At 73.7% G+C, this 26,494-nt stretch carries 27 protein-coding genes; 16 read left to right on the plus strand and 11 right to left on the minus strand.

The features are described 5' to 3' along the window. Nucleotides 1-29 precede the first annotated feature (29 nt). Complete coding sequence (locus OG702_RS01090; RefSeq protein ID WP_327286924.1) at nt 30-686, plus strand: PhzF family phenazine biosynthesis protein; 657 nt, start codon at nt 30-32, stop codon at nt 684-686. Between the two features lie 26 nt (nt 687-712). Here the strand turns inward: OG702_RS01090 and OG702_RS01095 are convergent, their stop codons facing one another. Next, nucleotides 713-997, minus strand: coding sequence for a dsRBD fold-containing protein (locus OG702_RS01095; RefSeq protein ID WP_327286925.1), 285 nt, complete (start codon nt 995-997; stop codon nt 713-715). Between the two features lie 260 nt (nt 998-1,257). Between OG702_RS01095 and OG702_RS01100 the strand changes: the two genes are divergently transcribed. Further along, nucleotides 1,258-3,081 carry an alkyl/aryl-sulfatase gene (locus tag OG702_RS01100; protein WP_327286926.1) on the plus strand — a complete coding sequence of 608 codons (1,824 nt, stop codon included), beginning with the start codon at nt 1,258-1,260 and terminating at the stop codon, nt 3,079-3,081. A 112-nt stretch (nt 3,082-3,193) separates the two neighbouring features. Here the strand turns inward: OG702_RS01100 and OG702_RS01105 are convergent, their stop codons facing one another. Continuing rightward, complete coding sequence (locus OG702_RS01105) at nt 3,194-3,682, minus strand: peptidylprolyl isomerase (RefSeq protein ID WP_327286927.1); 489 nt, start codon at nt 3,680-3,682, stop codon at nt 3,194-3,196. A 138-nt stretch (nt 3,683-3,820) separates the two neighbouring features. Here OG702_RS01105 and OG702_RS01110 point away from each other — a divergent pair, with 138 nt between their 5' ends. Beyond that, nucleotides 3,821-4,762 carry a carbohydrate kinase family protein gene (locus OG702_RS01110; protein WP_327286928.1) on the plus strand — a complete coding sequence of 314 codons (942 nt, stop codon included), beginning with the start codon at nt 3,821-3,823 and terminating at the stop codon, nt 4,760-4,762. Nucleotides 4,763-4,797: 35 nt separating this feature from the next. On the opposite strand, the gene OG702_RS01115 is transcribed toward OG702_RS01110, so the two are convergent. Together OG702_RS01115 and OG702_RS01120 are read right to left on the minus strand one after the other, a co-directional pair. After that, nucleotides 4,798-5,985, minus strand: coding sequence for a baeRF3 domain-containing protein (locus tag OG702_RS01115; protein ID WP_327286929.1), 1,188 nt, complete (start codon nt 5,983-5,985; stop codon nt 4,798-4,800). A 48-nt stretch (nt 5,986-6,033) separates the two neighbouring features. Beyond that, nucleotides 6,034-6,210, minus strand: coding sequence for a hypothetical protein (locus OG702_RS01120; RefSeq protein ID WP_327286930.1), 177 nt, complete (start codon nt 6,208-6,210; stop codon nt 6,034-6,036). Between the two features lie 271 nt (nt 6,211-6,481). Between OG702_RS01120 and OG702_RS01125 the strand changes: the two genes are divergently transcribed. Both OG702_RS01125 and OG702_RS01130 read left to right on the plus strand, forming a co-directional pair. Next, nucleotides 6,482-6,664 carry a hypothetical protein gene (locus OG702_RS01125; RefSeq protein ID WP_327286931.1) on the plus strand — a complete coding sequence of 61 codons (183 nt, stop codon included), beginning with the start codon at nt 6,482-6,484 and terminating at the stop codon, nt 6,662-6,664. A 27-nt stretch (nt 6,665-6,691) separates the two neighbouring features. Next, a complete protein-coding gene (locus tag OG702_RS01130) occupies nt 6,692-6,859 on the plus strand; it encodes a hypothetical protein (protein WP_327286932.1) in 168 nt (55 codons plus the stop codon). A 111-nt stretch (nt 6,860-6,970) separates the two neighbouring features. Here OG702_RS01130 and OG702_RS01135 read toward each other — a convergent pair whose 3' ends face one another. Together OG702_RS01135 and OG702_RS01140 are read right to left on the minus strand one after the other, a co-directional pair. Beyond that, nucleotides 6,971-7,816, minus strand: coding sequence for a hypothetical protein (locus OG702_RS01135; RefSeq protein ID WP_327286933.1), 846 nt, complete (start codon nt 7,814-7,816; stop codon nt 6,971-6,973). Next, nucleotides 7,816-9,078, minus strand: coding sequence for a VWA domain-containing protein (locus OG702_RS01140; RefSeq protein WP_327286934.1), 1,263 nt, complete (start codon nt 9,076-9,078; stop codon nt 7,816-7,818). The genes OG702_RS01135 and OG702_RS01140 overlap by 1 nt, the downstream gene beginning before the upstream one ends. Nucleotides 9,079-9,296: 218 nt before the next feature. Between OG702_RS01140 and OG702_RS01145 the strand changes: the two genes are divergently transcribed. The 4 genes from OG702_RS01145 (at nt 9,297) to OG702_RS01160 (ending at nt 12,319) form a co-directional block, all read left to right on the plus strand. Continuing rightward, nucleotides 9,297-10,001 (plus strand): DUF4232 domain-containing protein, encoded by a 705-nt coding sequence (locus OG702_RS01145; protein WP_327286935.1) that lies wholly within the window; start codon nt 9,297-9,299, stop codon nt 9,999-10,001. Between the two features lie 473 nt (nt 10,002-10,474). Then, nucleotides 10,475-10,939, plus strand: a complete 465-nt coding sequence (locus OG702_RS01150) for a class F sortase (RefSeq protein WP_327286936.1) — start codon at nt 10,475-10,477, stop codon at nt 10,937-10,939. A 53-nt stretch (nt 10,940-10,992) separates the two neighbouring features. Continuing rightward, entirely contained in the window at nt 10,993-11,481 is a 489-nt protein-coding gene (locus OG702_RS01155) for an RNA polymerase sigma factor (RefSeq protein WP_442814684.1), read from the plus strand. Further along, nucleotides 11,465-12,319 (plus strand): DUF4232 domain-containing protein, encoded by an 855-nt coding sequence (locus OG702_RS01160; RefSeq protein ID WP_327286937.1) that lies wholly within the window; start codon nt 11,465-11,467, stop codon nt 12,317-12,319. Before OG702_RS01155 ends, OG702_RS01160 begins: the two co-directional genes overlap by 17 nt. A 51-nt stretch (nt 12,320-12,370) precedes the next feature. Here OG702_RS01160 and araD read toward each other — a convergent pair whose 3' ends face one another. From araD to OG702_RS01180, 4 genes are all read right to left on the minus strand, one after another. After that, nucleotides 12,371-14,104: an L-arabinonate dehydratase gene (gene araD, locus OG702_RS01165; RefSeq protein ID WP_327286938.1), complete on the minus strand. Its 1,734-nt coding sequence runs from the start codon at nt 14,102-14,104 to the stop codon at nt 12,371-12,373. After that, nucleotides 14,101-14,988 carry a dihydrodipicolinate synthase family protein gene (locus OG702_RS01170; protein WP_327293048.1) on the minus strand — a complete coding sequence of 296 codons (888 nt, stop codon included), beginning with the start codon at nt 14,986-14,988 and terminating at the stop codon, nt 14,101-14,103. The genes araD and OG702_RS01170 overlap by 4 nt, the downstream gene beginning before the upstream one ends. Before the next feature lie 17 nt (nt 14,989-15,005). Beyond that, nucleotides 15,006-15,659: a GntR family transcriptional regulator gene (locus OG702_RS01175; RefSeq protein WP_327286939.1), complete on the minus strand. Its 654-nt coding sequence runs from the start codon at nt 15,657-15,659 to the stop codon at nt 15,006-15,008. 209 nt (nt 15,660-15,868) lie between these two features. After that, nucleotides 15,869-16,558: a ribonuclease H family protein gene (locus OG702_RS01180; RefSeq protein ID WP_327286940.1), complete on the minus strand. Its 690-nt coding sequence runs from the start codon at nt 16,556-16,558 to the stop codon at nt 15,869-15,871. Nucleotides 16,559-16,892: 334 nt separating this feature from the next. Between OG702_RS01180 and OG702_RS01185 the strand changes: the two genes are divergently transcribed. Beyond that, nucleotides 16,893-18,794 (plus strand): ATP-binding SpoIIE family protein phosphatase, encoded by a 1,902-nt coding sequence (locus tag OG702_RS01185; protein WP_327286941.1) that lies wholly within the window; start codon nt 16,893-16,895, stop codon nt 18,792-18,794. Between the two features lie 18 nt (nt 18,795-18,812). Here OG702_RS01185 and OG702_RS01190 read toward each other — a convergent pair whose 3' ends face one another. Beyond that, a complete protein-coding gene (locus tag OG702_RS01190) occupies nt 18,813-20,177 on the minus strand; it encodes an NAD(P)/FAD-dependent oxidoreductase (protein WP_327286942.1) in 1,365 nt (454 codons plus the stop codon). A 287-nt stretch (nt 20,178-20,464) separates the two neighbouring features. Between OG702_RS01190 and OG702_RS01195 the strand changes: the two genes are divergently transcribed. The 6 genes from OG702_RS01195 to OG702_RS01220 all read left to right on the plus strand — a co-directional run bounded on the left by OG702_RS01195 (nt 20,465) and on the right by OG702_RS01220 (nt 26,437). Then, on the plus strand, nt 20,465-20,980 hold the full coding sequence (locus OG702_RS01195) for a hypothetical protein (RefSeq protein ID WP_327286944.1): 516 nt from the start codon (nt 20,465-20,467) through the stop codon (nt 20,978-20,980). A 209-nt stretch (nt 20,981-21,189) separates the two neighbouring features. Then, a complete protein-coding gene (locus tag OG702_RS01200; protein WP_327286945.1) occupies nt 21,190-21,654 on the plus strand; it encodes a MarR family winged helix-turn-helix transcriptional regulator in 465 nt (154 codons plus the stop codon). 103 nt (nt 21,655-21,757) lie between these two features. Continuing rightward, nucleotides 21,758-22,393 (plus strand): NAD(P)-dependent oxidoreductase, encoded by a 636-nt coding sequence (locus OG702_RS01205; protein WP_327286946.1) that lies wholly within the window; start codon nt 21,758-21,760, stop codon nt 22,391-22,393. A gap of 192 nt (nt 22,394-22,585) precedes the next feature. After that, nucleotides 22,586-23,254 (plus strand): epimerase, encoded by a 669-nt coding sequence (locus OG702_RS01210; protein ID WP_327286947.1) that lies wholly within the window; start codon nt 22,586-22,588, stop codon nt 23,252-23,254. A 73-nt stretch (nt 23,255-23,327) separates the two neighbouring features. After that, nucleotides 23,328-24,071, plus strand: coding sequence for an HAD family hydrolase (locus OG702_RS01215; RefSeq protein WP_327286948.1), 744 nt, complete (start codon nt 23,328-23,330; stop codon nt 24,069-24,071). Then, nucleotides 24,068-26,437, plus strand: a complete 2,370-nt coding sequence (locus OG702_RS01220) for a glycoside hydrolase family 65 protein (protein WP_327286949.1) — start codon at nt 24,068-24,070, stop codon at nt 26,435-26,437. Before OG702_RS01215 ends, OG702_RS01220 begins: the two co-directional genes overlap by 4 nt. The last annotated feature ends 57 nt before the right edge of the window (nt 26,438-26,494 follow it).

Below are 26,494 nucleotides of genomic sequence, written 5' to 3' on the forward strand. Positions count from 1 at the left end.
GTCCCGCGCGGACGTGGTTGACTGCCCCGGTGACCGACTACGACGTCCTGCGTGTCTTCTGCGGAGCCGACGGACGGCACGGCAACGAACTCGCCGTCGTGCGCGACGGGTCCGCCGTGCCCGACCCCGGCGAGCGCCAAGTGCTGGCCGGGAAGCTGGGGTTCAGCGAGACCGTCTTCGTCGACGACCCCGAGCGCGGGGCCATCGACATCTGGACGCCCGCCCTGCGGCTGCCCTTCGCCGGGCATCCCTGCGTGGGCACCGGCTGGCTGCTCGACCTGCCGGAGCTGGTCACGTCCGCGGGAGTGGTGGGAGTGCGGCTGGACGGCGAGTTCACCTGGATCGAGGCGATGCCGGCCTGGGCGCCGCCGCGCACCCTGCGGCAGTACGAATCCGCCGAGGAGGTGGAGGCGCTTGAGGTGCCGCCGCCGGGCGAGTGGATCTACGCCTGGGCGTGGCAGGACAAGGCGGCAGGACGGATCAGGGCCAGGGCCTTCCCCGGCAGGGACGACGGGATCGACGAGGACGAGGCCACCGGGGCGGCGGCACTGCTGCTCACCGAGCTTCTCGGCCGCGCGCTGAACATCGCCCAGGGCGCCGGCTCGCAGATCATGACCGCACCCCACCCCGACGGCCTGATCGAGGTCGGCGGCCGGGTTCGCCTGGACGGCCAGGAGTCCGCCTGACCGGGGCGACTCCCCGGCGGCGACGGTCAGCGGGCGTGCTGCGACCGGGCGTTGGCCGCCGCGTCCGTGGTGGCCTCGTGGAGGAGCTGCCGGCCCAGTTCGAGCAGGGCGCGGCCGGCGGCGTACTCGTCGCCGATGGCGGGCGCGGGCGGGTCCTCGGGATTGCGCTGCGCGGTGGTGCGAGTGCGCAGGGTGCGGTCACCGGTGTCCAGGGCGGCCTTCACCGTGGTGTCGTCCTGGCTCTCCTCGGCGATCTCCAGATGCAGCGTCCAGGTCTTGGTGCGCGGCTGCGCCGCGGTGTGCTGCTTCATCACGAGCCGTCCGTTCCCTCACGCGCGTCGGGCCGGGTGCCTGACCGCGGCACACGCTGCCGCGCATGCTCACCCCCGGCACACCTCGGCCTCCTTGCACCTGGGCGCCTGCCCGGCCCCGGCGGTCACAAACCGGTGCATTCCGACCCTCACCCGCGTCGGCACGACATCCGCCCGGGTCGGCGCCCGCACGCGCGAAGCCCCGAGACACCGGCGGAGCAAAGCGGGGCAAACTCCCCGCACCGTCATACCCTTCCGGCATGACGGAACTCGCCTTCGACGACACGCAGGACTTCGAGAACGCCGACCGCGGATTCGTCGCCGCGCCGGCCGCGCCCCTGGTGACCGACGCCGACGGCACCGTCGTGTGGGACGCGCAGGCGTACGGCTTCCTCGACGCCGACTGTCCGCCCACCGCCCATCCGAGCCTGTGGCGGCAGGGCAGGCTGTGCGCGCGCACGGGTCTGTACGAGGTCACGACGGGGATCTACCAGGTGCGGGGTCTCGACCTGTCCAACATGACGCTGGTCGAGGGCGACCAGGGTGTCATCGTCATCGACCCGCTGATCTCGGTGGAGACCGCGGCGGCCGCCCTGGCGCTGTACCAGGAGCACCGCGGGCCGCGCCCGGTGACCGGCCTGATCTACACGCACTCGCACGGCGACCACTTCGGCGGCTCCCGCGCGATCGTCCCGCACGGCGACGGTGGCGGGATCCCGGTGCTGGCCCCCGCCGACTTCCTCGAACACGCGGTGGCGGAGAACGTCTACGCGGGCGGCGCGATGTCGCGGCGCGCGGTCTACATGTACGGCACCGAGCTGCCCAAGGGTCCCGCGGGGCAGATCGGGGTCGGTCTTGGCACCACCACCTCCACCGGCACCATCAGCCTCGTGCCGCCGACCATCGACGTCAACCACACCGGGCAGGAGGAGACGATCGACGGGGTCAGGATCATCTTCCAGCTGACCCCCGGCACCGAGGCCCCCGCCGAGATGAACATCCTCTTCCCCGGCCATCGGGCGCTGTGCGTGGCGGAGAACGCCACCCACACCCTGCACAACATCCTGACGCTGCGCGGCGCGGTCGTCCGCGACCCGCGCGTCTGGGCGCACTACCTCAACGAGACGTTGCAGTTCTTCGCCGGCCAGGCCGACGTCGCCTTCGCCTCGCACCACTGGCCGACCTGGGGGGAGCGGGAGATCGCCTGCTTCCTGAGCGACCAGCGGGACCTGTACGCCTACCTGCACGACCAGACGCTGCGGCTGCTCAACCGCGGCCTGACCGGGCCGGAGATCGCCGAGGAGATGGTGCTGCCCCCGGCGCTGGAACGCACCTGGTCCGCCCGCGGCTACTACGGCTCGGTGTCCCACAACGTCAAGGCGGTCTACCAGCGTTACATGGGATGGTTCGACGGGAATCCCGCCCACCTGTGGGAGCACCCGCCGGTCGAGACGGCCAGGCGCTACACCGCCGACTACGGCGGCATCCGGGCCATCACCGCCCGCGGCCTGGAATACGCCGCCGTCGACGACCTGCGCTTCGCGGCCACCCTCCTGAACCACGCGGTCTTCGCCCACCCCGACGACATGGCCGCGCGGGAGGCCCTCGCGTCCGTCTACGAGCGGCTCGCACACGGCGCGGAGAACGGCACCTGGCGCAACTTCTACCTCACCGGGGCGATGGAGCTGCGCGGCACCCTGGCAAGGGTCTCGGTGGACATGGGCAACCCGGAGATGGCGATGGCGCTGACCGTGGGCCAGCTGATCGACTCCCTCGCCGTCCGGGTCGACGGCCCGCGCGCCTGGGACGCCGACCTGACGATCGACTGGGAGCTCACCGACGAGCGGACCACCTGGCGGCTGAACCTGTCCAACGGCGCCCTGACCCACCACACCGTCGAGGCCTTCCGCCCCCGGCCCCACCCCGCCGACCTGGTGATGAGCCTGACCAAGCCGCAGCTGCTCGCCGCACTCGCCGGGCAGGGCCTGGACGGTGTCGCCACCGACGGCGACCCGGCGGTGCTGGCCCGCCTGCTGGCCCTCCTCGACAGCCCCGACCCGGACTTCCCGATCGTCACCCCCTGACGGCGGGCGCCGGCGGCGGCACGGCGGGATGCGTGAAGGGTCCTCGCGGGCGGTCGCCCGCGAGGACCCTTCACGTGGTGCGGAACGCCGGACGGCGGGTCCGCGCTGCTTGTCAGACGGTGCCGGAGGAGGTGATGACGACCTTCGAGGACGGCTTGCCACTGCGGGAGCCCTTGCCCTCGATCAGCTTGACGAGCTCCTCGCCCTCGACGACCTCGCCGAAGACGACATGCTTGCCGTCGAGCCAGTTGGTGACGACGGTGGTGATGAAGAACTGCGAACCGTTGGAGTTCGGCCCGGCGTTCGCCATCGACAGCAGGAACGGCCGGTCGTGCTTGAGCTGGAAGTTCTCGTCCTTGAACTTGGCACCGTAGATGCTCTTGCCGCCGCGCCCGTCACCGGAGGTGAAGTCGCCGCCCTGGAGCATGAACTCCGGGATGATCCGGTGGAAGCCGGAGCCCGCGTAGCCGAAGCCGTGCTCACCGGTGGCCAGCTCACGGAAGTTCCTGGCCGTCTCGGGCACCACGTCGTCGAACAGCCGGAAGACGATACGTCCGGCCGGGGCATCGTCGACGGAGATGTCGAAGTACACATTGTCCATGGACCCCATCCTTGCATCCCGGGGTGCGTGGCCTGCGCGTCGGGGCGGCTTCCCGGCCGTGTCAGGCCGCTGCGCGCCCCGCGCGGGCCGCGACACCGCGGGCGTGGGACGGGCGCGGCGGCTGGGCAGGATGAGGGCATGACCGACTTCCTGGTGATCGGCGAATCCGTCGCCGACATCGTCCGCACCCCCGGCAACCCCGACGTGCCGCACCCCGGTGGCAGCCCCGCCAACGTCGCTTACGGGCTGGCCCGGCTGGGCCGCAGGACGGCGCTGCTCACCCAGCTCGGGCAGGACGAGGCCGGGCGGCTGATCGGCGGGCATCTGGCCGGCGCCGGGGTGGAGTTGCTGAGCGACGGGCAGCAGGGCGTGGCCACCCCGACCGCGGTGGTGACGCTCGACGGGCGCGGCGCGGCCTCGTACGACTTCGACATCGGCTGGACGCTGCGGCCGGTGGACGTGCCCGCGGGGCCACGGCACGTGCACCTCGGCTCGATCGCCGCGGTGCGGGCGCCGGGCGCGGCGGCGGTGCTCGACCTGGCGGCGCGGCTGCGGGCGACGGCGACGGTCAGCTACGACCCGAACATGCGGCCGGCGCTGCTGGGCGCGCGGGCCGGGACGCTGGTCCAGGTGGAGCGGTGCGTGGCGCTGAGCGATCTGGTCAAGGCCAGCGACGAGGACCTGGCCTGGCTGTACCCGGGCGAGCCGCCCGGCGAGGTGGCGCGCCGCTGGCTCGGACTCGGCCCGGCCGCCGTCTTCGTGACGCTCGGCGCGGACGGGGCCCTCGCCGTCACCCGCGCGGGGCGGGTGACGGGAGCGCCGGTGCGGGTCGAGGTGGCCGACACGGTGGGGGCGGGCGACGCCTTCATGTCCGCCGCGCTCGACACGATGGCCACGCGAGGGCTGACCGGAGCCGCGGCCCGGTCCGCTCTCCCGGCGGCCCTCGACGGTCCCGCGCTCGCCCGGATACTGCACCGGGCGGGCACGGCCGCGGCACTGACCGTGGCCAGGGCCGGGGCGAACCCCCCGGACACCGCGGAGCTGGCGGCCGCGCTCGCGGTGCCCGGCCCGGTCGGGTAGGCCCTGCCGGGGCGGGCAGCGCTGGGACGCCGGCGTCAGTACCGCAGGACGGCGGCGACGCCGCCGGGTGCGAGGAGCGTGCCGTCGGGCACGAACAGCACCTGGGAGTCGGCCTCCACCGCGTTCTCCACCAGTTGCTCGACGATGTCGGTGGCCACACCGGCGTCGTGCGGGGGCGGTTCGACGTCCGGGACCGGGTCCGGCAGCGTCACCGTCACCCCTCCCGGGTAGGGGAGGACGTCCAGCGTCCTGCCGTCCCCGGAGATCCGGCCCGCCACCATCAGGCCCTCCTCCACCAGCAGCCGCCGCACCCGCTTGTCGGCGGTCGCGGTCCACACGTCGGCGGGGCCGCCGGCGTACTTCTGCCGCGGGCGCGCCGCGTCCAGCTCCTCGACGGCCTCGGCGACCTGCCGGGCTCGGAAGTCCGCGAGCACCGGTGCGAGCCGCCTGGCCAGATCGGGCTTGGGGTCCTTGTCCATACCGGTCAGCGCCAGCGTCCCGGCGAGGCGGTCCCCGGCGCCGGTCAGGCCCATGAAGAGCGCGAGCGTCTTCTCGCCGCCGATGACGAACAGCGGGATCCCGTTGTTCTCCTTGAGCGCCAGATTCAGCCGCGTGTCGACGGTCCGCAGATACTGCTTGACCCGCTCGTCATGGCCCTCGTAAGGGGGCGAATGCGGAATCGGACCGGGAATCGAGTCCTCGGGCGAGGGAATCCGCGGTGGGTCGGGAAATCCGTAGCGCGTCACCTCGGCCAGGTCCCCTGCCGAGCCGTGGTAGAGGCGGGATATCTCCTGGTCCAGTACGAGCACCAGATACGGCCGGGAACGCTGCTCGGCGGCGACCGCGTAACGGGTCAGGAATTCCGTGGCGAATTCCACTCGCGGCTCGACGGCCGGCGAGGTCAGCTGCCAGACCCGGATCGGCTCTCCGGCCGCGATATGGACCACCAGCGCGTCGGCGGGGTGAAAGGGGAATCCCGCCCCCTCGATCGCGTCGGGATCCAGCAGGCGGTCCCGCAGTTCGAGCTTCGCCTGCCGCGGGACGTCGGAGTCCTCGGCCAGCTGCCGTTTGGCCTGGGTGGCCAGGTCGCGGAGCAGGATGCGGTCCCCTTCGCCGAACGGCTGGTCGGGATCGGTCGGCATGGCCAGCGTGATCGCGGGATACGGCCGCGGTGCACGCAGTTCGGCCAGGACCTCGGGCGTCAGATCGTACGTATCAGCCATGCCACCCTCACTGTGGTTGCGGCGATGTGCGTGTGACGACGCGGGCGGTCACGGGACCCAGTGGCCGCTCTGCCGGCGGTGGTCGTGCGGCTGGTGGCGCTTGGGGAGGAGGGGGTCCTTGCGCCGCTGATCCGTATAGGGAATCTGGGTGTGGTAATACAGCAGTTTTCCCTGTCCTCGCGCGGCCAGGCCGTGGTGGCCCTTGGCCGGGGAGTTCTTACTCATGCCTTTCAGCTCCCCTCGCGTACGGAAAGCCCGGAGCGGGGCTGCCCATTCGTAGCATCAACGCTACGCCGTACCCGCGAAGGAGGCGACTGGGCCGTCCGGGTGAGCGCGGCCCCGCTTGCGACCCGGGGGCCGAGGCGTTTCAGTGGAGGGTGGCGCCCCTTTCCGGTATGTGTCCCCCTCGGACGGCTGCTGAGCGAGTCGGCGCGCGAACTGACATTCGGCGACGAGGACCGCGCGGGGCAGACTCCCACGACGAGGAGACGTAGCCATGGCACACCACCACAAGTCCAACAAGACCGTCGAGGGCAACCCCGACTCGGGACACTCGCGCGGCATGCCGGAGCGCCCCGAGGACCAGGAGCTGGAGGACCGTACCGAGGAGGACCGGGAGGAGCTGGGCCTGCCCCCGGAACCGGGGTCCTCACGGACCGGCACGGACTCCGACACGTAGTAGCGGCCCCCGGCTGGAGGTGCACCGATGGTGAACAACGATCACAACATCGCCGCGTGGAGCGAGCGGCTGGTGCGCGAGGCACCCGCGCTGACGCCCGCGCAGGCCCGCGAGTTCGTGCACGACCTGTACTTCGCCGCGCAGCGGGCGCTGGACAAGGAGTGCTGGGAAGCCGACTTCGTCCGCGAGGAGTAGAACGCCTCGCGGCCCGCACGGCGCGGCGGGTGCCGCGCCGTGCGGGCCGCGAGGCGTGCGCGGAAGGCCGTCGGCCGGGCGCGGCGGGTGCCGCGCCCGGCCGACGGGCGGTCAGCTGCCGTAGCCCGCGGGATCGCGTGGGTAGTGCGGCTGGTCGGGCTGGTGGGGACGCTGGCGGGAGGTGGCCCGGATCGGGCCGCGGGCCAGCCGGTGGGCACCCAGGGCGACCAGCACGGCGAGCAGCCCGCCGCCACCGGTCCACAGCCAGCGGGGGGACCACCAGGTGCCCGCCCAGCCGTCGGCGGGGGCGACGTCCGGGGCGTTGGCAGAGACCACCGGGGCGACGGAGCCGTCGACCGCGTCGCGGCCCGCGGTGCCGTGCGAGGTGGCCGTGACCGCCGCGCGCACCGGCTGGCCGAGGTCGGCCTCCGGCACGCTCAGCGCGGTGAGCCGCAGGTAATAAGCGCCGCGCAGCGGGTCGTTGGACCAGGTGTCGGCATACGCGCGCACCGGCCGCAGGGTGCACGCCAGTTCCACGGTCGCCGCGTCGGCCGCGGCCGTACGCGTCTGGGCGCCGTAGCGGCACGGCTGGCGGCGGCGCAGGCCGTCGTAGACGTCCAGCTGCCAGGTCGAGGCGCCGTGCTTGGCGGCGGCCCCGCTGCCCGAGCCGAAGGTGACGGTGGCCTTCACCGTGACGTTCTGCCCGGTGTCCGCGGGCACCACCCAGTACAGGTAGTCGCCTGCCGAGGCGCTGGCAGTGGCCTGCTGGCCCTGCTTGATCACCGTGGCGGTCAGGAAGTTGGTGCCCGCCTCGGTGGGCGGCCCGTCGGTGCCCGCGGTGCTGGTCGCGGTGGGCGTGGCGGTCGGGGTGTCGTCGGCCGTGGCCTGGCCGGTCAGTGCGGTGAGCGCGGTGGCCGCGAGCAGCCCCGCGGCGGCCAGGCGTCGTGCGGTGCGCATCAGGAAGCCCTCCCGGAGTTCATCCGCCAGCGGGCGGCCCAGCCGGTCAGCAGACCGGCCACGGCGCCGGTGACGGCCAGCAGTCCCAGCAGCCACCAGCCGCGCCCGAGGCCGTAGAAGGCCACGTCGGACGGCTGGTCGGGGCTGTGCACCAGGTCGATGGACAGCTCGACCGGCAGGCCGGGGGTGGTCTTGACGGAGGCCGGCGCGGAGAAGGAGTTGCCGACCTGGAGGCACACGGTCTCCGCGGGGGTGTCGGAGTCGGCCTTCGGCTTGGGGTAGCGGATGCCGGCCGAGATGACGTCGGTACGCCCGGTGCCGCCCTCGTCGTCGCGGACGATCTCCCGGCCGTGCACGGTGACGCCGCGCAGCAGGACGCCGTAGCCCGCGTTGACGGCCCGGTCGTCACTGATGCTCACCGCGGCCCGCAGCTCCTGCCCGGGGCGTACGTCGACGCGGTACCAGCGGTTCTCCGAGAAGGTCTCCCGGTCGGAGTACAGGCCCGGCTTGAGGGCCGGGGCGCCGGCGCAGTCCGCTGCGCCCTGGGTGGCCACCGGGGTGGCGACCGGGTCGGTGCTGCGGTTGACCAGCTGCTGCACCTTGGTGGTGAGCTGCGCCCGGTGCTGGACGGTGGTGTAGGTGCCGCCGGTGGCCTCGGCGATGCAGCTGAGCTGGTTGCGGGTGGTCGAGTTGGGGATCAGGCCGAGCGTGTCGATGACCAGGTGGATGCCCTGGGCGGCGATGTCGCGGGCGACGTCGCAGGGGTTGGCGTTGCAGGTGTCCTCGCCGTCGGTGATCAGCACCATCCGGCGGGTGCCGTCGCCGCCCGCCTTGAGGTCGTCGGCGGCCGCGAGCAGGGCGGGGCCGATCGGGGTCCAGCCGGTGGGGGCGAGGGTCGCCACCGCGGTCTTGGCCTCGGTGCGGTTCAGCGGACCGACCGGGTAGAGCTGCCGGGTGTCCTTGCACCCGGTTTTGCGGTCGTTGCCCGGGTAGTCCGCACCGAGGGTGCGTATGCCCAGGTTGACGTTCGGCGGCGTCGAGTCGAGGACGTCGTCGAAGGCCTGCTTGGCGGCGGACATCCGGCTCTGCCCGTCGATGTCCTTGGCCCGCATGGAGCCGCTGACGTCGAGGACGAGTTCGACCTTCGGTGAGGGTTGCGTCGCGGGTTCGTCCGCGGCGGCGCTCGCGGGCAGCAGCCCGCAGGCGAGGGTGGCCAGCAGGCCACCGGCCATTCCCGTGGCCACGAGTCTTCTCATGATCATCGGAGGATCGTAGTGAAGGTCCGGCCCATTCATGAAGTCGGCTGGTCAGCGGGGCGGGTTGAGGCGTGTGCCGGCCGACTGCGGTGCGCGCTGCCGGACTTGGCGAAGTCTTTACAACCCCGCCGGCGGCTGTGTCGTCTCTGCTCGCGACTCCCGGCACACCCGGATCCGCGCCCGCTCCCGGGCGCGCGGGCCGCCGGAGAAACGAGGGACGGGACATGCGCAGCACTTCACTCGCCGCCGGTGCGGCGGCGGTCCTCGCGGTGGCGCTCGCGGGCGCCGTCCCCGCCGCCGCCTCGGCCCCCGGCCGGGCTGCCGGCACCCCGATGTGCACCACCTCGCAGCTGACCGGCGCGCTCGGCGGCGGCGACGCCGGGGCGGGCAACCTCTACCGCTACCTGGTCCTCACCAACCACAGCTCCACGGCGTGCCACCTCACCGGCTACCCGGGGGTGTCGCTGCTGGATTCGGCCGGCAAGCAGATCGGCGCGCCGGCCGACCGGCAGCCCAGCCGATACGCGGCGGTGGTGCTGCGCCCCGGGGGATCGGCGAGCGACACGATCCATACGATCAACCACCTCGGGTCGTGCCTGCCGGCGTCGGCCAAGGTGCGGATCTACCCGCCGGGGAACACGGCGGCGATGGTCATCACGGGGGCGGTGACGAACTGCGACCACACCTTCACGGTGACGCCGATGGCCGCCGGGCGGAGCGGCAGTGACCCCGTGGTCGCTCCGGCCACCACGCCCGCCGCCGGCCGGCAGGTCCCGAGGGTGCCCTCGGGCGCCCCCGACACCGGGCTCGCCGCGTCGGCCTCCGGCCACTCCCCCGCGTTGGCCGCCGGCGCGGCCGCGGGGGTGGCCCTGCTGGGCGGTCTCGGCGTCACCGCCGCCACGCGGCGCCACCGCCGCACCGGGGCCTGACCTTGCGGGCCCCGACCTCCCCCCGGCCCACACGAGCGACTCCGTCGCGGCGGGGCATGCGCCTCCGGGGGCTGAACCCCCGTGCGGACGCTGACGGCCCGTCGTGGCTGGGCGCGCAGCTCCCCGCGCCCCCGCGGGGCCTGCACCACCGTGAACACGCTGACCGCCCGTCGTGGCTGGGCGCGCCGTTCCCCGCGCCCCTGGCGGGTGCGCCCTGCGGCGCAGGCCGATCCCAACAGGGGCGCGAGCAACCGCGCGGACGGGGGCGACGTGCTCGCAGGTGGGGCGGAGGGGGTGGGCGCGTCGGGAGGTGGGTGGGTGCGGTCGTGGTCGGCGTGCTTCTGGTCGGGTGCAGGGGCGGGGGGCAGGCGGGCCCCGCCGCGACACCCGGCGCGCGGGCGACGTCCGCGGGGACCACGAGCGCGGCGGCGACGCCGTCAGCCGAGGGGTCCACGGGGACGAGGCCCACGGCGATGGCGAAGTCGTCGCCGGAACGGCTGCGGATTCCCGGGATCGGCGTCGACACCCCCGTCGTCCCTCTCGGCCTGGCGGCCGACGGCAGCGTCCGCGTACCGCCGATCGAGGCGCACGCGCCCGCCGGCTGGTACGACGGGTCGCCGACGCCGGGGCAGGACGGGCCCGCCGTGCTGCTGGGGCATGTGACCGTCGGGGCGTACGGCGACGGCGTCTTCCGGCACCTGGACCGGATGCGGCCGGGCGACCGGGTGACGGTCGTTCGCGAGGACGGCAGCGAGGCGGCCTTCCGCGTCGACCGGGTGCAGACCGTCGCCAAGTCGCGCTTCCCCACCGAGGAGGTGTACGGGAACGTCGACCACCCCGCGCTGCGTCTCATCACGTGCGGCGGCACGAAGATCTCGGACGGCGGCGGCTATCCGGACAACGTGATCGTCTACGCCTCGCTGGTCGGCGGCTCGTGAACCACTGGCCCGCGGCGGCCGGCACCTCGGCGACAGGAGTGAGGAGAGCGGTCATCCGGCGAGAAGAGCGCGCTGCCTCCGAGCTGTTCGAGGCCGTCTATCCGCGGCTCGCGGGCTGGTGCCGCCGGCTGGTGGACGACGACGGGACGGCGCACGAGATCGCCGCGGAGGCCTTCACCCGACTGTGGGCACGCTGGACGCGGGTCGAGGAGCCCAACGGCTTCCTCTACGTCACCGCCGCCAACCTGGTCCGCGACCACTGGCGCAGAATGGAGCGCGAGCGGCGGGCGCTGCGCCGGGTCACCACCGAGCAGTCCGTACGCTCGCAGGCGGAGCCGGCCGACCCTTCCGTACGCCTGCTGGTGCAGTCGCTGCCCGAGCGGCTGCGCAACCCCGTCCTGCTGTACTACTACGCCGACCTGCCGGTCCGTGAGGTGGCCGCGCTGCTTGGCCGGAACGAGGGAACCGTGAAGGCCGACCTGCACGCGGCACGCGAACTGCTCCGCGCCCGACTCAAGGGACACCATGACCGGATTTCCTGACCCCCAGGGGGGCGGCCCGGACGGCGACGGCGCCGACCCGGTGGAGCCGCTGCTGCGGCAGCCGCCCGGTTATCTGGACGCGCCGCCAAGCGCCTTCGCGCAGATCCGCCGGCGGGCGGCACGCCGCCGCCGGGCGCGGGCGGCCGGCGGCGGGCTTGCCGCGGCCGTGGTGCTGACCGGATCCGTCTACCTGGTCGGCACGCTGCACTCGCGCGGCACCGACGAGGTGGTGGGCCCGCCGGCCGGCGACTCCTCGACCACCGCGGCCTCTTCGGTCCCGACGCCCCGGCGGACACCGCCGTCGTCGGCCCCCAGCACGCCGGCCGCGCGGCGGACCACCGGCACCCCGAGCAGCACGCCGACCGAAGCCGGCACCCCGACCACCGGCACCCCGACCCGCGGCGGCTCCACCGGGCATCCGGCCACCACCCCGATGTGCGCGACCTCGCAGCTGACTGCGACCCTCGGCGGCGGTGACGCCGGCGCGGGCAGCCTCTTCCGCTACCTGGTGCTGGTCAACCACGGCTCCACGTCCTGCCATCTCACCGGCTACCCGGGCCTTTCGATGCTGGACGCGAAGGGCCGGCAGATCGGGGCGCCCGCCGACCGGCAGCCGATGGACTACACCCCGGTGGTGCTGCGGCCCGGCGGGTCGGCGAGCGACACCATCCACACCGTCAACCAGCAGGGCACCTGCCTGCCGGCGTCGGCGAGGCTGCGGATCTACCCGCCGGGCAACACCGCGTCGCTGGACTTCACCGGAAGCGTCACCAACTGCGACGACCTCTTCACGGTCACCCCGTTCGTCGCGGGCAGCACCGGCAATCCCCCGTCATGACACCCGGTCAGGGCCGCCCGGCCGCAGGGTGCCGGCGGTGTCGGTGCCGGTTCAGCCCGGGTACGGGTCGGGGACCTGGCCGGGTGCGGCCAGGAAGCGGAAGTCGCAGCCGGTGTCGGCCTGGGTGATCTGCTCCTGGTAGAGCGCGCCGTAGCCCCGCGTGTAGCGCGCCGGGGGCGGCTGCAACTCGGCCCGGCGGCGGTCGAGTTCGGCCTCGGGGACGCCGAGGGTCAAGGTGCGGGCCGGCACGTCGAGGGTGATGGGGTCGCCGGTGCGGACCAGTGCGAGCGGGCCGCCGACGTAGGACTCCGGGGCGATGTGCAGGACGCAGGCGCCGTAACTGGTGCCGCTCATGCGGGCGTCGGAGATCCTGACCATGTCACGGACGCCCTGTTCGAGCAGGTGGTCGGGGATCGGCAGCATGCCGTACTCGGGCATGCCCGGGCCGCCGAGCGGGCCGGAGTTGCGCAGCACCAGCACGCTGTCCGCGGTGATGCCGAGGCCGGGATCGTTGACGGTGGCCTGCAGGGTCCGGTAGTCGTCGAAGACGACGGCGGGGCCGGTGTGGGTGAGCAGCCGCGGCTGCGCGGCGATGTGCTTGATGACGGCGCCGTCCGGGCAGAGGTTGCCGCGCAGGACGGCGATCCCGCCTTCGCCGGCCAGCGGGTCGGCGGCGCTGCGGATGACGTCGTCGTCGTGCACGGCCGCGCCGGCCAGTTGCTCGCGCAGCGTCGCGTGGGCCACGGTGGGCCGCTCCAGGTGCAGCAGCCCGGTGATCTGGGACAGCAGCCCCGGCAGGCCGCCGGCGAAGTGGAAGTCCTCCATCAGATACCGCCCGCCGGGGCGCACGTTGGCGAGCACCGGGACCGTACGGGCCAGCCGGTCGAAGTCGTCCAGGGTGAGCCGGACGCCGGAGCGGCCGGCCATGGCTGTCAGGTGGATGACGGCGTTGGTGGAGCCGCCGAGCGCCAGCACGGTGGTGACGGCGTCCTCGTAGGCCTCGCGGGTGAGGATCGCCGAGGGTCTCAGCTCGCGCCGCACCAGGTCCACGACGCGTACGCCGGCCGCCGCCGCCATCCGCTCGTGGCCGGAGTCGACCGCAGGGATGGAGGACGCGCCGGGCAGCGTCATGCCCAGCGCCTCGGCGGCGGCGGTCAGGGTGGAGGCGGTGCCCATGGTCATGCAGTGGCCGGCCGACCGGGCCAGGCCGTTCTCCAGCTCGGACAGCTCGCAGTCGCCGATCAGGCCGGCGCGCCGGTCGTCCCAGAACTTCCACATGTCGGTCCCCGAGCCCACCACCCGGTCGCGCCAGTGGCCCGGCAGCATCGGGCCCGCCGGCACGAAGAGGGCCGGCAGGTCGGCGCTGGCGGCCCCCATCAGCAGGGCGGGGGTGGTCTTGTCGCAGCCGCCGAGCAGCACCGCGCCGTCCACCGGGTAGGAGCGCAGCAGCTCCTCGGTCTCCATCGCCAGCAGGTTGCGGTAGAGCATCGGGGTGGGCTTCTGGAACGTCTCGGAGAGCGTGGCGACCGGGAACTCCAGCGGGAAGCCGCCGGCCTGCCACACCCCGCGCTTGACGGCCTGGGCGCGGTCGCGCAGGTGACTGTGGCAGGGGTTGATGTCCGACCAGGTGTTCAGCACCGCGATCACCGGCTTGCCCAGGTGCTCCTCGGGCAGGTAGCCGAGCTGCCGGGTCCTGGCCCGGTGGCTGAACGCCCGCAGGCCCTCCCCCTCGTACCAGCGGCTGCTGCGCAGCACCGGCGGGTCGGCCGCACCGCCGCCGGTCACAGGCCCCAGCCCTGGACCGCGGCGGCGACCTCGGCGCGCCGGTCGTCGGGGAGCACGCTGCTGGGCGGCCGCACCTCGCGGCGGCACAGCCCGAGGGCGGCCAGCGCCTCCTTGACCACGCTCACGTTGTCGGCGGACCGGCCGGCGGCGCGCAGGTCCTCGAACGCGCGGACAAGCTCCCAGACCTTCATCGCGCCCGGGTAGTCCCCGGCCCGCAGCGCGGCCAGCATGTCCAGCGGCACCCGGGGGGCGACATTGGCCAGGCCCGAGGTGAAGCCGGTCGCACCGACGGCGAAGTAGGCGGGCGCGTACAGCTCGGCGAGGCCGGCGAGCCATACGAAGCGGTCGAGCCCGGCGTCCCGGGCGAAGGCGGCGAAGCGCGCGGCGTCCGGCACCGCGTACTTCACGCCGAGCACGTTGGGGCACCGCTCGCCGAGCTCCGCCATCGTGCTGCCGTCGAGCAGCGGGTCGCGGACGTAGGGCACCACGCCGAGCTCCGGTACGGCGCCGGCGACGGCGCGGTGGTAGGCGGCCCAGCCGTCCGGCGAGACGTACGGGTGCACGGGCTGGTGCACCATCACCAGCTGCGCCCCGCACGCGCGGGCGTGCTCGGCCGCGCCGATCGCCGTCGGCAGGTCGTGGCCGACCCCGGCGATCACGGTGGCGGGGTGGTGGGCGGTCTCGGCCAGCGTGTCGCGCAGGACCGCCTGCCGCTCCTGCGGGGTGAGGGCGTAGAACTCCCCGGTGTTGCCGTTGGGCGTGACGGTGCCGATGCCGGCGTCCAGCAGCCGGCGCAGCAGCAGCCGGTAAACCGGCCTGTCGATGCCGCCGCCGGCGCCGAAGGGGACCACAGGGACGGCCACCACGCCGGCGAGTGCCGCCATGAGCGCGGAACGGTCCTTCACCGTGTCTCCTCCTCGCCGGGGAGCGGGAACGCCCGGCGGACGAAGTCCGCGATGTGCGCGTGCAGCAGCCGGCCCGCCTCCTGCGCGTCCCCGGTCAGGGCGACCCGCAGGATCTCCTGGTGCTCCTGCGCCTCCCGCTCCCACGACGGGTCGGCGGCCCAGGCCACGGTGGAGACCAGGGCCGCCTGGTCGCGGACCTCGTCGAGCATCCTGGCCAGCAGCGGGTTGCCGCACGACGCGTAGAGCGCGCGGTGGAAGTCCCGGTTGGCGAGGCTGCGGGCCGCCCGGTCCCTGGCTTCCTCGGCCCACACCAGCGCGTCGCCCGCCGCGTCGAGCGAGGCGCCTCGGGCGACGGTCCTGCGCAGCGCCTCGGGCTCGAGCAGCAGGCGTACGTCGTGGACCTCGCGGGCCATCGCGGCGTCGACGGTCCGCACGGCGACGCCCTTGTACTGGTTCATGACCACCAGCCCGGTGCCGGCCAGCGTCTTCAGCGCCTCGCGCACGGGCGTCTTGGACACTCCGAACTGCGCTGCCAGGTCTGCCTCGACCAGTGCCTGCCCGGGGCCGAGCTGACCGGTGAGGATGCGGTGCTTGACGGCTTCGAGGACGTACTGCGTACGGGAGGGGATCGGGGTGGGAGCGAAGGTCATGGGCCCCTCGGATCTCGCGATCGGCTCTCATATATGACGTATGAAGTATGACGCCAAGGAACGTACGGCCGCGAGGGACGGCCGTCAACGCCCTGCACGGGATCGGCCCGCGGGCGGGGACGGCGAACGCCGCCGCCCCCGTCACCGCGGGGTGCGCGGGTGACGGGGGCGACGGGGGCGACGGTGCGATGCCGAGGGGGTGTCCCAGGTCAGCGGCAGTCGGGGTGGCCCCAGCCGTCGGCGTTCTTGGTGATCGGCTCCCCCGCCGCGTAGGCGCGCCCGCAGCGGCAGCGGCCGGGGAATTTGGCCTTCAGCGTGCGCGGCGCCCCACCGCCCTGGGCGGATCCGCTCGCGGCCGCGGAACCCGACGCGCGGGGCGCCTTGCGCACGGTGTCGGGCGTGCGCGGCGGCGGCGGTGACCCGAGGGCGCTGCCGGCCGGCTGCTGGACGATCGCGGCGTGGCTGGCGGCGCGGTCGGCGAAGTCGTTGAGCCGGTCGCCGTCCACCTGGTGGGCGGCCACGTAGCGGAAGTCCACCGAGCGGCCGGTCAGCAGGGCGTCGATCCGTACGACCAGTTCCTGATTGGCGACGGGTTTGCCGGCGGCGGTCTTCCAGCCCTTGCGCTTCCAGCCGGGCAGCCAGGTCGTGACGGCCTTCATCGCGTACTGCGAGTCCATCCGGATCTCCAGCGCGACCTCCGGCTCCACCGCGGTCAGCAGCCGCTCCAGCGCGGTCAGCTCGGCGACGTTGTTCGTCGCGACGCCCAGCGGCGCCGCCTCCCAGCGGACCGGCTCGCCCCGGTCGTCCGCGATGACCCAGGCCCATGCCGCAGGCCCCGGATTGCCCTTCGATGCCCCGTCACACGCGGCGATGATGTGTTCACCCACGACTCCGAGCATGCCAGTAGACCGCCCCGGGAAGCACATCGCCCCCCACCGGCGCGCCCGGGCGCTCCGCATGCGAGGACCGCGGTCGTCACCGAGCATGGGTACCGACAGGACCACCCCTGTGGCGAGAGGGCGCCGGATGGGCAAGGGAGCAGAGGGTCCGGGGCGGCACGGGCGGTCGCAGGCCGACACCGGTGCCGAGCCCGGGGCCGACGCTGCGCCCGAGCCGGGGTCCGAGCCCGAGCCAGGACCCGAGGTCGAGCCCGGGTCTGAAGCTGAAGCTGAGGTTGAGGCTGAGCCCGGGTCCGAGGGCGGGTCCCAGCCCACGCCGGAGGACGAGCCCGACATGGCGGAGGAGTCCGGCGGCGGCGCCGAGAGCGCCGAGGTGCGGCAGATCGAGGCGATGAACCGGTTCGAACCGCACCCGGGCGACCCCGCCGCCGTGCCGCAGCCGGCGACGGGCAGCAGCCCGTCGCAGGATCGGCGGCGCGACGCGCTGCTGCTCGAAGCCGGCCACGAGCTGGCCGAGGCGGAAACGCTCGACGCCGCCCTCAAGACGGTGGCCAGGCTCTTCACCCCGGATTTCAGCCTCGACGGGATGGTCGTCTTCGGCGTCACCGACAAGTTCCTCAACGTGCTCGGCCAGAGCGGATACCGCAGCGGCCAGGCCCAGCGGGTCTTCCGGATGCCGATGGAGACGGCCTTCCCGGCCACCGAGGTGGTCAGGTCGGGTCGCCCGGTGTATCTGTCCTCGCCGCAGGAGTTCCTCGACCGTTTCCCCGTCACCTGGCCGATCGCGGTCCAGCACGGCAGGCAGTCGTGGGCGTTCCTGCCGCTGGTGACCTCGGGGCGGATCAGCGCGGTGTGCCTGATGGCCTTCAGGCAGCCGATGGCCTTCACCGCCGACGAGCGGGCCCTGCTGGGGCTGACCACCCGGCTGGTGGCACAGGCGCTGGAGCGGACCAGGACCAGCAGCGCGGAGCTGGCGCTGTCCACCGGGCTGCGGCGGAGCATGGGCGCGGTGGCGCCGGCGGTGCCGGGGCTGTCGGTGGCCAGCCGCTACGTGCCGACCGGCGGCGGCCTGGTGGTCGGCGGCGACTGGTACGACGTGATCAACCTGCCGGGCGGGAGGCTGGCCGTGGTGATCGGCGATGTGCAGGGCCACGACGTGCACGCGGCCGGCCTGATGGCCCAGTTGCGTACCGCCGTGCACGCCTACGCCGCCGAGGGCCACGGTCCTGACGCGGTGCTGTCCCGGTCGTCGCGCTTCCTGGCTGCGCTGGACGAGGACCGCTTCGCCACCTGCATCTACATCGAGGCGGAGCCCGCCACCGGGATGCTGCACATCGCCAGGGCCGGCCATCCGCACCCGGTGCTCCGGCTGCCGGACGGCACCTGCCTGCTCAAGCACATCGGTGGCGGCCTCCCGCTTGGCCTGATGCCTGGCACCGAGGACTATCCCGTCACCGACATGGAGCTGATGCCGGACGAGATCCTCATGCTCTGCACTGACGGGCTGATCGAGACCGGCGGCCACGACATGTACAGCGGCTGGGTACGGGTCAGGGACGCGATGTCCCCGGGGCCGACCGACGATCTGGAGGGCATCGCCGACAGCCTGATCCGCGCGGTCCACCACCCCTCGTGGCAGGACGGCCACGCGGCGGGCGAGGAGGGCGGCGAGCGGGAGCCGGACGCCGCCGGGGTCCGCGCCGATCTGGCGCCGCGCAACGAGGACGACATCGCGCTGCTGCTGCTGCGCCGCGACGCCGGTGTGCACCACCGGGCGGTGCCCGAGCGCAAGCTGGTGCTGACCATCGAGCAGGACCAGGCCGAGGGCCTGTCCGAGGCGCGGGCCCAGTTGCAGGCCCTGCTGCACGACTGGGCCCAGCCCGACCAGGTGGACACCGCGGTGCTGCTGACGTCGGAGCTGGTGGGCAACGTGCTGATGCACACCGACCAGTCGGCGGCGCTGACCGCGTCACTGACCGGCGAGCCTGGCCACCGCGTGCTGCGGGTGGAGGTCTCCGACAACGGCGACGAGCTGCCACACCAGCGGGCCCCTGGCGAGATGGCGTCCTCGGGCCGGGGGCTGATGCTGCTCGACATCCTGTCCGGCCAGTGGAGCGTGCGGCCGGAGTCGGAGGGCAAGACGGTGTGGTTCTCGCTGTGGGAGGACGAGGAGCCGGAGGAGCCGGCCGACGACGGGCCGGCCGGCTCCGCGTCCCTGTCCGACCTGCCGGACTGAGACGGGCGGGAACGCCCCTCAGGCGCGCGGCATCGCGTCGGCCACCTGGTCGCGCAGCTCGTCCGGCGACATGTACGAGTCGGTGAACTCGAAGTCGCGCATGGTGGCGGGCACCCGGGACTGGAAGCCGGTCCGTACGAAGTCGTCGCCGGCCAGCGCGTTGAGCAGCCAGTTGGTCAGCACCCGGGTCTTGGCGACGTTGGTGCGCAGTGCCGACCAGTGGTAGCCGCGGGCGACGGCCTGGGCGGGCAGGCCGCGCAGCTCGATGCCGAGCGGCTTGGAGACCGCGTCCCGGCCGCCGAGGTCGACGACCAGGCCGAGGTCCTTGTGCCGGTACGGCTTCAGCGGCTGGTGCCTGATCGCGGCGATGACGTTGTCGGCCACCTTGGTGCCCTGCCGCATCGCGTGCTGTGCGGTGGGCGGGCAGACCGCGCCCTCCTGGCCCGCGGCCAGGTCGGGTACGGCTGCCGCGTCGCCGAGCGCGTAGACCCCTTCGGCGCCCGGCAGCGTCATCTCCGGGGTGACGGTGAGCCGGCCGCGTACGGTCTCCGCGCCGAGGGTGGCGATCAGCGGGCTCGCCGCCACGCCCGCGGTCCAGATCAGCGTGCGGGTGGGCACCACCCGGCCGTCGGTGAAGGTGACCTCCTCGGGGGCCGCCTTGGCGACGGACACGCCGAGCGCGATGTCGACCCCGCGGTCGCGGAGGATCTTCTGCGCCGTCAGCCCCAGGTTCTCGCCGAGTTCGGGCATCAGGTGCGGCGCGATGTCGATCAGGTGCCACTTGATCAGCTTCGGGTCCAGCCGGGGGTAGCGCTGCAGCGCGGCGGTGGTCAGCCGCTGCAGGCAGGCCGCGGTCTCGGTGCCTGCGTAGCCGCCGCCGACCACGACGAACTGCAGCCGCGAGGTCCGCTCGGCGTGGTCGTGCGAGGCGTCGGCGAGGTCGAGTTGCGCGATCACGTGGTCGCGGATGTAGGCGGCCTCGGCGAGGGTCTTCATCCCGCGGGCGTTGTCGACCAGGCCGGGGATGTCGAAGGTCCGGGTGATGCTGCCGGGGGCGAGCACGATGTGGTCGTAGTGCTCGTTGACGACCTCTCCCGTTATCGTCCGCACGACGCAGACCTTGGCCTTGGTGTCCACGCCGACGGCGCCGCCGGGGACGATCCTGGTGCGGTACCTGCTGCTGCGGCGCAGCGACACCGCGATCGACTGCGGGGTCAGGATGCCGGAGGCGACCTGCGGCAGCAGGGGAAGGTAGAGCTGGTAGGAGAACGGGGTCACCAGGCAGATGTCCGCCTCGTCCCGGGCCAGGCTGCGCTCAAGTCTGCGTACGCATCCCACCCCGGCGAAACCCGCACCCACCACGAGGATCTTCGGTCGTGCCACGATGTCGTCCCTTCTGGGGCTGCCTGCGGTCGGCGGAAAGCCTGCCCGCACGCTGCGGCTTCGCACCTCCTGTCCTACCGTGACCGCACCGGCCCCGCCAGCGGGGTGGTACGACCGGATGCCGGGCGGAGCGTCCGCGCCGGGCGGGCCGCCGACGGCCGGGGTCGGTTCGGCTCGCGGGTCGCTAGCATGCTGGTGCTCCCGCACTCCTGCACCGCTCCCGCACGGTTCGCCCTCGTCCTACCGGGGCCGCGAACGGCCCCGGTTCCCCCACCCCGGAGGTAGGCATGCGCAGCAGGCACCATCACTTACGCTCCCTTGGCACCGTCGCGGCCCTGGCCGTGGCCGGCGCGAGCCTCGGCCTGTCCTCGGCCGGCGCGGTCTCGCCGCTGCCGGTCGGTCCCGGCCAGACCTTCGTCGGGCAGGTCAACGGTGTGACGATCGGCGCGGTCATCAAGGTGGGCTGCTTCGGCCCGGTGACCCCCGCCTCCACCGGCCACCCGCTGGCGGGCCAGCACGTGTCCGCCCAGCTGGTCTCCGGCACCGCCCCCGCCTCGGCGACCGTCGGCTACACGGGCACCGCGGCGGACCGCGACCTGGTCGGCTTCGGGACCGCGGTCTCGGTCGCGCCGGTCACCGAGGTCAAGGCCTACGGTCTGGCGGTCGCCATCCCGCAGGCGCTGAACCTGCCCTGCTACGGCACCGGCACGGTGTCCTTCCTCCCCGCGCCGACGAGTCCCACCGCGCAGACCGCACTGGTCGGCGTGACCTACGTCAGCGTGGGCGTGTCGCCGGGGAGCTGAGTCCGGCGGCGGAGCCGCCGCCCTCGTCGCCCGTCCCGCCTCCGGCACCGTCCGCGGCGGCGCGGGCGACGGGGGGACCGGGGCGACCGGGGCGACCGGGGCGGCAATGATTGCAGACGCGGGTACTTGCACCCGCGTTAAGGTGGGGCGCGCGCCCCTCACGGCACCCGGGCCGGGCGCGGACCGCCCGAGCAGGGCCTGGAGGACCGATGACCGCGACGGATCCGGCACTGGCCGCACTGGCCGACGGCTGGGGCGCGCTGTCCCTGCTGCACGGCCGGATCGAGGCGCACGTCGAGCGGGCGCTGCAGGCCGGGCACGGGCTGAGCGTCCGCGAGTTCTCGCTGCTCGACGTGCTCAGCAGGCAGCACGACGGCGCCGGCGGGCGGCTGCAGATGAAGCAGGTCGCCGACGCCGTGGTGCTCAGCCAGTCCGCGACCACCCGGCTGGTCACCCGGCTGGAGGAACGCGGCCTGCTCGCCCGCTACCTGTGCCCGACCGACCGCCGCGGCATCTATACCGACGTCACCCCCGCAGGCACCGACCTGCTCGCCGCCGCCCGCCCGACCAACAACGCGTCGCTGCGCGAAGGCCTCGACCTCGCCGCCCGCGACCCCCGGCTGGCACCCCTGGTCTCCGCCGTCGAACAGATCCGCACCCCGCTGCCCGCCTGACGGCGGCAGGGGCCGGTAGTGTGCGGGCGGGGCCGTGACGCGGCCCGGGCAAGCGGGCGCCGGGCGGCCGGCGACGGCAGGCCGGGCAGCACAGGAGGACGCCATGCGGATCGTGGTCTTCGGCAGCACCGGCGCGACCGGACGCCAGGTCGTCGCGCAGGCGCTGGCAGCGGGCCATGAGGTGACCGCCTTTCTCCGCGAACCGGCGAAGGCGCCGCCCGCCAGGGACGGGCTGCGGGTCGCGGTCGGGCAGGTGACGTCCGACCAGGCCGCCGTGACCGCGGCCGTGAGCGGCGCCGACGCCGTCGTCAGCACGCTGGGCACGGAGCGCACCTGGCAGGGGCTGAGCTCGCCCACGGTGATGGCGCGGGCGACCCCGCTGATCGTCCGCGCCATGGAGGAGACGGGTGTGGGCCGGCTGGTGTGGCTGTCGGGGCTCGGCGTCGGTGACACGCTGGCGCAGGTGCCCGCGCTGCCGCGGCTGAGCTATCGCGCGCTGCGCCGGGTCTACGCCGACAAGGCGGCCGGCGAGCAGACGCTGCGCCGTAGCACGCTGGACTGGACGCTGGTCTACCCGGTGATGCTCACCAACCGCGCGCGCACCGGGCGCTACCGGCACGGGGAGTATCTGGAACTGAGCGGCCTGCCGACGGTGTCCAGGGCCGACGTCGCCGACTTCATCCTCGGCCGGGTCGCCTCGGGCGACTACCTGCGCAAGATCGCGGTGATCGCCGGCTGATCTCGGAGATCGCCTGCCGGAGGAGCCGGCCGGAGAACCGGACACCGGCGGCCGGACGGGAGTTGCCCGCCGGCCCGGGGGCCCGCGACAGCCGGCGCCGACTCGCCGACGTGCGGCGGGCGTTACTATCGTGCCCGCCCATGGGTGCGCTCCGCGCCCGCCAGGACAGCAGGAAGGCGGCGGCGAACCGCGATGAAGGTGGTGGTCTTCGGGGCCTCGGGCATGGTCGGGCACGGTGTGCTGCGGGCCTGCCTGCTGGACGACGAGGTGACCGAGGTGGTCACGGTGGGGCGCAGCCCGCTCGGCGTCACGCACCCCAAACTGCGCGAGGTGGCCCACGCGGACTTCACCGACCTGTCCCCGTTGGCCGGCGAGCTGGCCGGCGCCGACGCCTGCTTCTACTGCCTGGGCGTCTCCACCGCCGGGCACAGCGCCGAGGTCTACCGCCGGGTCAGCTACGACTTCCCGCTGGCCGCCGCCCGGCTGCTGGCGGACGGCCGCCCCGACCTGACCTTCACCTACGTGTCGGGCGCGGGCACCGACAGCACCGAGCAGGGCCGGGTCGCCTGGGCCAGGGTCAAGGGCCGGACCGAGAACGCGCTGCTGGCGATGGACATGCGGGCGTACATGTTCCGCCCCGGCTGGATCAGGCCGATGCACGGCGCGGTCTCCCGCACCCGGGCCTACCGCGTCATCTACGCGCTGACGTCATGGCTCTACCCGCTGGTGCACCGGCTGGCGCCGGACCAGGTCACCACCACCGAACTGCTCGGCAGGTCGATGCTCGGCGTCGTTCGACTGGCGGGCGGCGGGCCGCACATCCTGTCCGCGCGGGACATCAACCGGCTGGGCGCGGCCTGAGCCGTTCGGCGAGTCGGGCGGACTTCGGCCCGGCCGGACATACCCGGCCGGAGTTGCGGGCACAAGCTGCGTCATGACCGAGATCGGCCTGCCCAGCGGTATCCGTGCCTGCCTCTTCGACCTCGACGGGGTCCTCACTCCGACCGCGCTGGTGCATGCCGCCGCGTGGAAGGAGACCTTCGACGGCTTCCTGCGCCACCTGCAGGGCCCGGAGTTCAAGCCCTTCGACGCGACCGCCGACTACGACGAGTACGTGGACGGCCGCCCGCGCGCCGACGGGGTGCGCACCTTCCTGGCCTCGCGCGGCATCGAGTTGCCCGAGGGCGACGAGGACGACCCGCCGGACCACGACACCGTCCACGGCCTGGGCAACCGCAAGAACGTCGTGGTGGTGGAGAAGATCCGCAAGGACGGCGTCGAGGCGTATCCCGGCTCGGTGCGTTACGCCGAGGCGGTGCGAGCCGCGGGCCTGCGCACCGCGGTGGTGTCCTCCAGCGCCAACTGCCGTGACGTCCTGGTGGCCGCCGGGATCGAGCACCTGATCGACGTGCGGATCGACGGCGTGGTCGCCAGGGAGCGCGGGCTGCGCGGCAAGCCGAAGCCCGACACCTACCTGGAGGCGGCTGCCGACCTGGGCCTCGGTCCTGAGCAGGCCGCGGTCTTCGAGGACGCGCTGGTCGGCATGGACGCCGGGCGGGCCGGGCGGTTCGGCTACGTGGTGGGCGTGGACCGCACCGGGCTGGCCGAGGAGCTGCGCAAGCACGGCGCCGACACGGTGGTCACCGACCTGGCCGACCTGCTGGGGGCCACCGCGTGATCACCGATCCGGCCTTCGAGGTGTCGCCCTGGTCGCTGCGCGAGTCCGAGCTGAACCTGGACCTGCTGCCGCAGAGCGAGTCGGTCTTCGCGCTGTCCAACGGGCACATCGGCTGGCGCGGCAACCTCGACGAGGGCGAGCCCAACGGCCTGCCCGGCACGTACCTCAACGGCCTGCACGAGCTGCACCCGCTGCCGTACGCGGAAGCCGGCTACGGCTATCCGGAGTCCGGGCAGACCGTCATCAACGTCACCAACGGCAAGCTCATCAGGCTGCTGGTGGACGACGAGCCGTTCGACCTGCGCTACGGCACCGTCCGCCGGCACGAGCGGGAGCTCGACCTGCGGGCCGGGGTGCTGCGCCGGGTGTGCGAGTGGGTCTCGCCGGCCGGCCGCGCGGTGCGGGTGACCTCGACCCGGATGGTGTCCTTCCAGCAGCGGGCGGTCGCCGCCATCGCCTACGAGGTCGAGCCGCTGGACGGCGAGGACGAGGTGCGGGTGGTGGTGCAGTCGGAGCTGGCCGCCAACGAGGAGGTGCCCTACTCCGCCGGCGACCCGCGGGTGTCGGCCGCGCTCCAATCGCCGCTGCAGCCCGAGGAGCACGCCGCGGCGGGCACCCGGCTGCGGCTGGTGCACTCCACCGCCCGCAGCCGGCTGCGGCTCGCGGTGGCCGCCGACCACCGGGTCGAGGGCCCGGACGGCACCACCCAGGTCTCGGCGGACTCCGGCGACGACGTGAGCCGGCTGACCGTCACCTCGGTGGTGAAGCCCGGCCAGGGGCTGCGGCTGGAGAAGTTCGTCGCCTACGGCTGGTCGGCGACGCGTTCGCTGCCCGCGCTGCGCGACCAGGCGGACGCGGCGCTGGTGGGCGCGCGCGACACCGGCTGGCAGGGCCTGCTCGACCAGCAGCGGGCGTATCTGGACGACTTCTGGGAGCGGGCCGACGTCGAGGTGGACGGCGACACCGAGATCCAGCAGGCGGTGCGCTTCGCGCTCTTCCACGTCCTGCAGGTCGGCGCGCGGGCCGAGGAGCGGGCCATTCCCGCCAAGGGCCTGACCGGGTCGGGCTACGACGGCCACACCTTCTGGGACGCCGAGACCTTCGTGCTGCCGCTGCTGGCCTTCACCTCGCCGCAGGCCGCCGCCGAGGTGCTGCGCTGGCGGTACAACATGCTGCCCGTCGCGCAGGACCGGGCTCGCCAACTGGGCCTGGCCGGCGCCGCCTTCCCGTGGCGCACCATCAACGGCGAGGAGGCGTCCGGCTACTGGCCGGCCGGCACCGCCGCCTTCCACATCAACGCCGACATCGCCGACGCCGTCGTCCGCTACGTCGCCACCACCGGCGACTACGTCTTCGAGCGCGACACCGGCCTGGTACTGCTGGTGGAGACCGCCAGGCTGTGGCGCTCGCTCGGCCACCACGACCACGCGGGCGCCTTCCACATCGACGGGGTCACCGGGCCGGACGAGTACAGCGCGGTCTCCGACGACAACGCCTTCACCAACCTGATGGCGCAGGCGAACCTGAACGCCGCGGCGGACGCCTCCGAGCGGCATCCGCGGCACGCGTCCCAACTCGGCGTAACCGACGAGGAGACCGCCGCCTGGCGGGACGCGGCGGCGGCGATGGTGCTGCCGTACAACGAGGGGCTCGGGGTGCACGAGCAGTCCGCGGGCTACACCCAGCACCAGCGCTGGGACTTCGCGGCCACCGACGCCGAGCGCTATCCGCTGATGCTGCACTACCCGTACTTCGACCTGTACCGCAAGCAGGTGGTCAAGCAGGCCGACCTGGTGCTGGCGATGTATCTGCGCGGTGACGCCTTCACGGACGAGCAGAAGGCCCGCAACTTCGCCTACTACGAGCCGCTCACGGTGCGCGACTCCTCGCTGTCGGCCTACTGCCAGTCGGTGATCGCCGCCGAGGTCGGGCATCTGCAGCTGGCCTACGACTACCTCGGCGAGTCCGCGATGATGGATCTGGAGGACCTGGAGAACAACGCGCGCGACGGGCTGCACATCGCGGCGCTGGCCGGCACCTGGACGGCGCTGGTGGCGGGGTTCGGCGGGATGCGGCTCTTCAACGGCGACTCGATCCGCTTCGCGCCGCGGCTGCCCGGGTCGCTCAGCCGGATCGCCTTCCGGCTGCTCTTCCGCGGCCGGCGGTTGCGGGTGGAGGTGACCAGGAAGTCCGTGACGTACACCCTGGCGTCCGGCGAGCCGCTGGAGATCCTGCACTACGAGAAGCCGTTCACGCTGACCACGGAACGGCCGGTGGTCCGCGAGCTGCCCGAGGTCGTGCACCGCCCGGCGCCCACCCAGCCGCCGGGCCGCGCCCCGCTGCGCCGCCCGCAGCACCAGCAATAGCCGGCCGTTCTTCACCTGGTGATCCGGTGACGCGGGGCGGGGCGGGCTGACAGACTG

The organism is Streptomyces sp. NBC_01198, assembly GCF_036010485.1.
Taxonomy (GTDB): domain Bacteria; phylum Actinomycetota; class Actinomycetes; order Streptomycetales; family Streptomycetaceae; genus Actinacidiphila.

Bases quoted from the DNA above. Each gene is read 5' to 3' on its own strand.
- OG702_RS01100 (WP_327286926.1), top strand. From the start codon at position 1,258: ATGACGGAACTCGCCTTCGACGACACGCAGGACTTCGAGAACGCCGAC.
- OG702_RS01105 (WP_327286927.1), bottom strand. From the start codon at position 3,682: ATGGACAATGTGTACTTCGACATCTCCGTCGACGATGCCCCGGCCGGA.
- OG702_RS01160 (WP_327286937.1), top strand. From the start codon at position 11,465: ATGACCGGATTTCCTGACCCCCAGGGGGGCGGCCCGGACGGCGACGGC.
- OG702_RS01130 (WP_327286932.1), top strand. From the start codon at position 6,692: ATGGTGAACAACGATCACAACATCGCCGCGTGGAGCGAGCGGCTGGTG.
- OG702_RS01180 (WP_327286940.1), bottom strand. From the start codon at position 16,558: ATGCTCGGAGTCGTGGGTGAACACATCATCGCCGCGTGTGACGGGGCA.
- OG702_RS01170 (WP_327293048.1), bottom strand. From the start codon at position 14,988: ATGGCGGCACTCGCCGGCGTGGTGGCCGTCCCTGTGGTCCCCTTCGGC.
- OG702_RS01145 (WP_327286935.1), top strand. From the start codon at position 9,297: ATGCGCAGCACTTCACTCGCCGCCGGTGCGGCGGCGGTCCTCGCGGTG.
- OG702_RS01150 (WP_327286936.1), top strand. From the start codon at position 10,475: ATGGCGAAGTCGTCGCCGGAACGGCTGCGGATTCCCGGGATCGGCGTC.
- OG702_RS01205 (WP_327286946.1), top strand. From the start codon at position 21,758: ATGCGGATCGTGGTCTTCGGCAGCACCGGCGCGACCGGACGCCAGGTC.
- OG702_RS01200 (WP_327286945.1), top strand. From the start codon at position 21,190: ATGACCGCGACGGATCCGGCACTGGCCGCACTGGCCGACGGCTGGGGC.
- OG702_RS01135 (WP_327286933.1), bottom strand. From the start codon at position 7,816: ATGCGCACCGCACGACGCCTGGCCGCCGCGGGGCTGCTCGCGGCCACC.
- OG702_RS01115 (WP_327286929.1), bottom strand. From the start codon at position 5,985: ATGGCTGATACGTACGATCTGACGCCCGAGGTCCTGGCCGAACTGCGT.
- OG702_RS01140 (WP_327286934.1), bottom strand. From the start codon at position 9,078: ATGATCATGAGAAGACTCGTGGCCACGGGAATGGCCGGTGGCCTGCTG.
- OG702_RS01095 (WP_327286925.1), bottom strand. From the start codon at position 997: ATGAAGCAGCACACCGCGGCGCAGCCGCGCACCAAGACCTGGACGCTG.
- OG702_RS01215 (WP_327286948.1), top strand. From the start codon at position 23,328: ATGACCGAGATCGGCCTGCCCAGCGGTATCCGTGCCTGCCTCTTCGAC.
- OG702_RS01125 (WP_327286931.1), top strand. From the start codon at position 6,482: ATGGCACACCACCACAAGTCCAACAAGACCGTCGAGGGCAACCCCGAC.
- OG702_RS01120 (WP_327286930.1), bottom strand. From the start codon at position 6,210: ATGAGTAAGAACTCCCCGGCCAAGGGCCACCACGGCCTGGCCGCGCGA.
- OG702_RS01110 (WP_327286928.1), top strand. From the start codon at position 3,821: ATGACCGACTTCCTGGTGATCGGCGAATCCGTCGCCGACATCGTCCGC.
- OG702_RS01175 (WP_327286939.1), bottom strand. From the start codon at position 15,659: ATGACCTTCGCTCCCACCCCGATCCCCTCCCGTACGCAGTACGTCCTC.
- OG702_RS01195 (WP_327286944.1), top strand. From the start codon at position 20,465: ATGCGCAGCAGGCACCATCACTTACGCTCCCTTGGCACCGTCGCGGCC.
- OG702_RS01210 (WP_327286947.1), top strand. From the start codon at position 22,586: ATGAAGGTGGTGGTCTTCGGGGCCTCGGGCATGGTCGGGCACGGTGTG.
- OG702_RS01185 (WP_327286941.1), top strand. From the start codon at position 16,893: ATGGCGGAGGAGTCCGGCGGCGGCGCCGAGAGCGCCGAGGTGCGGCAG.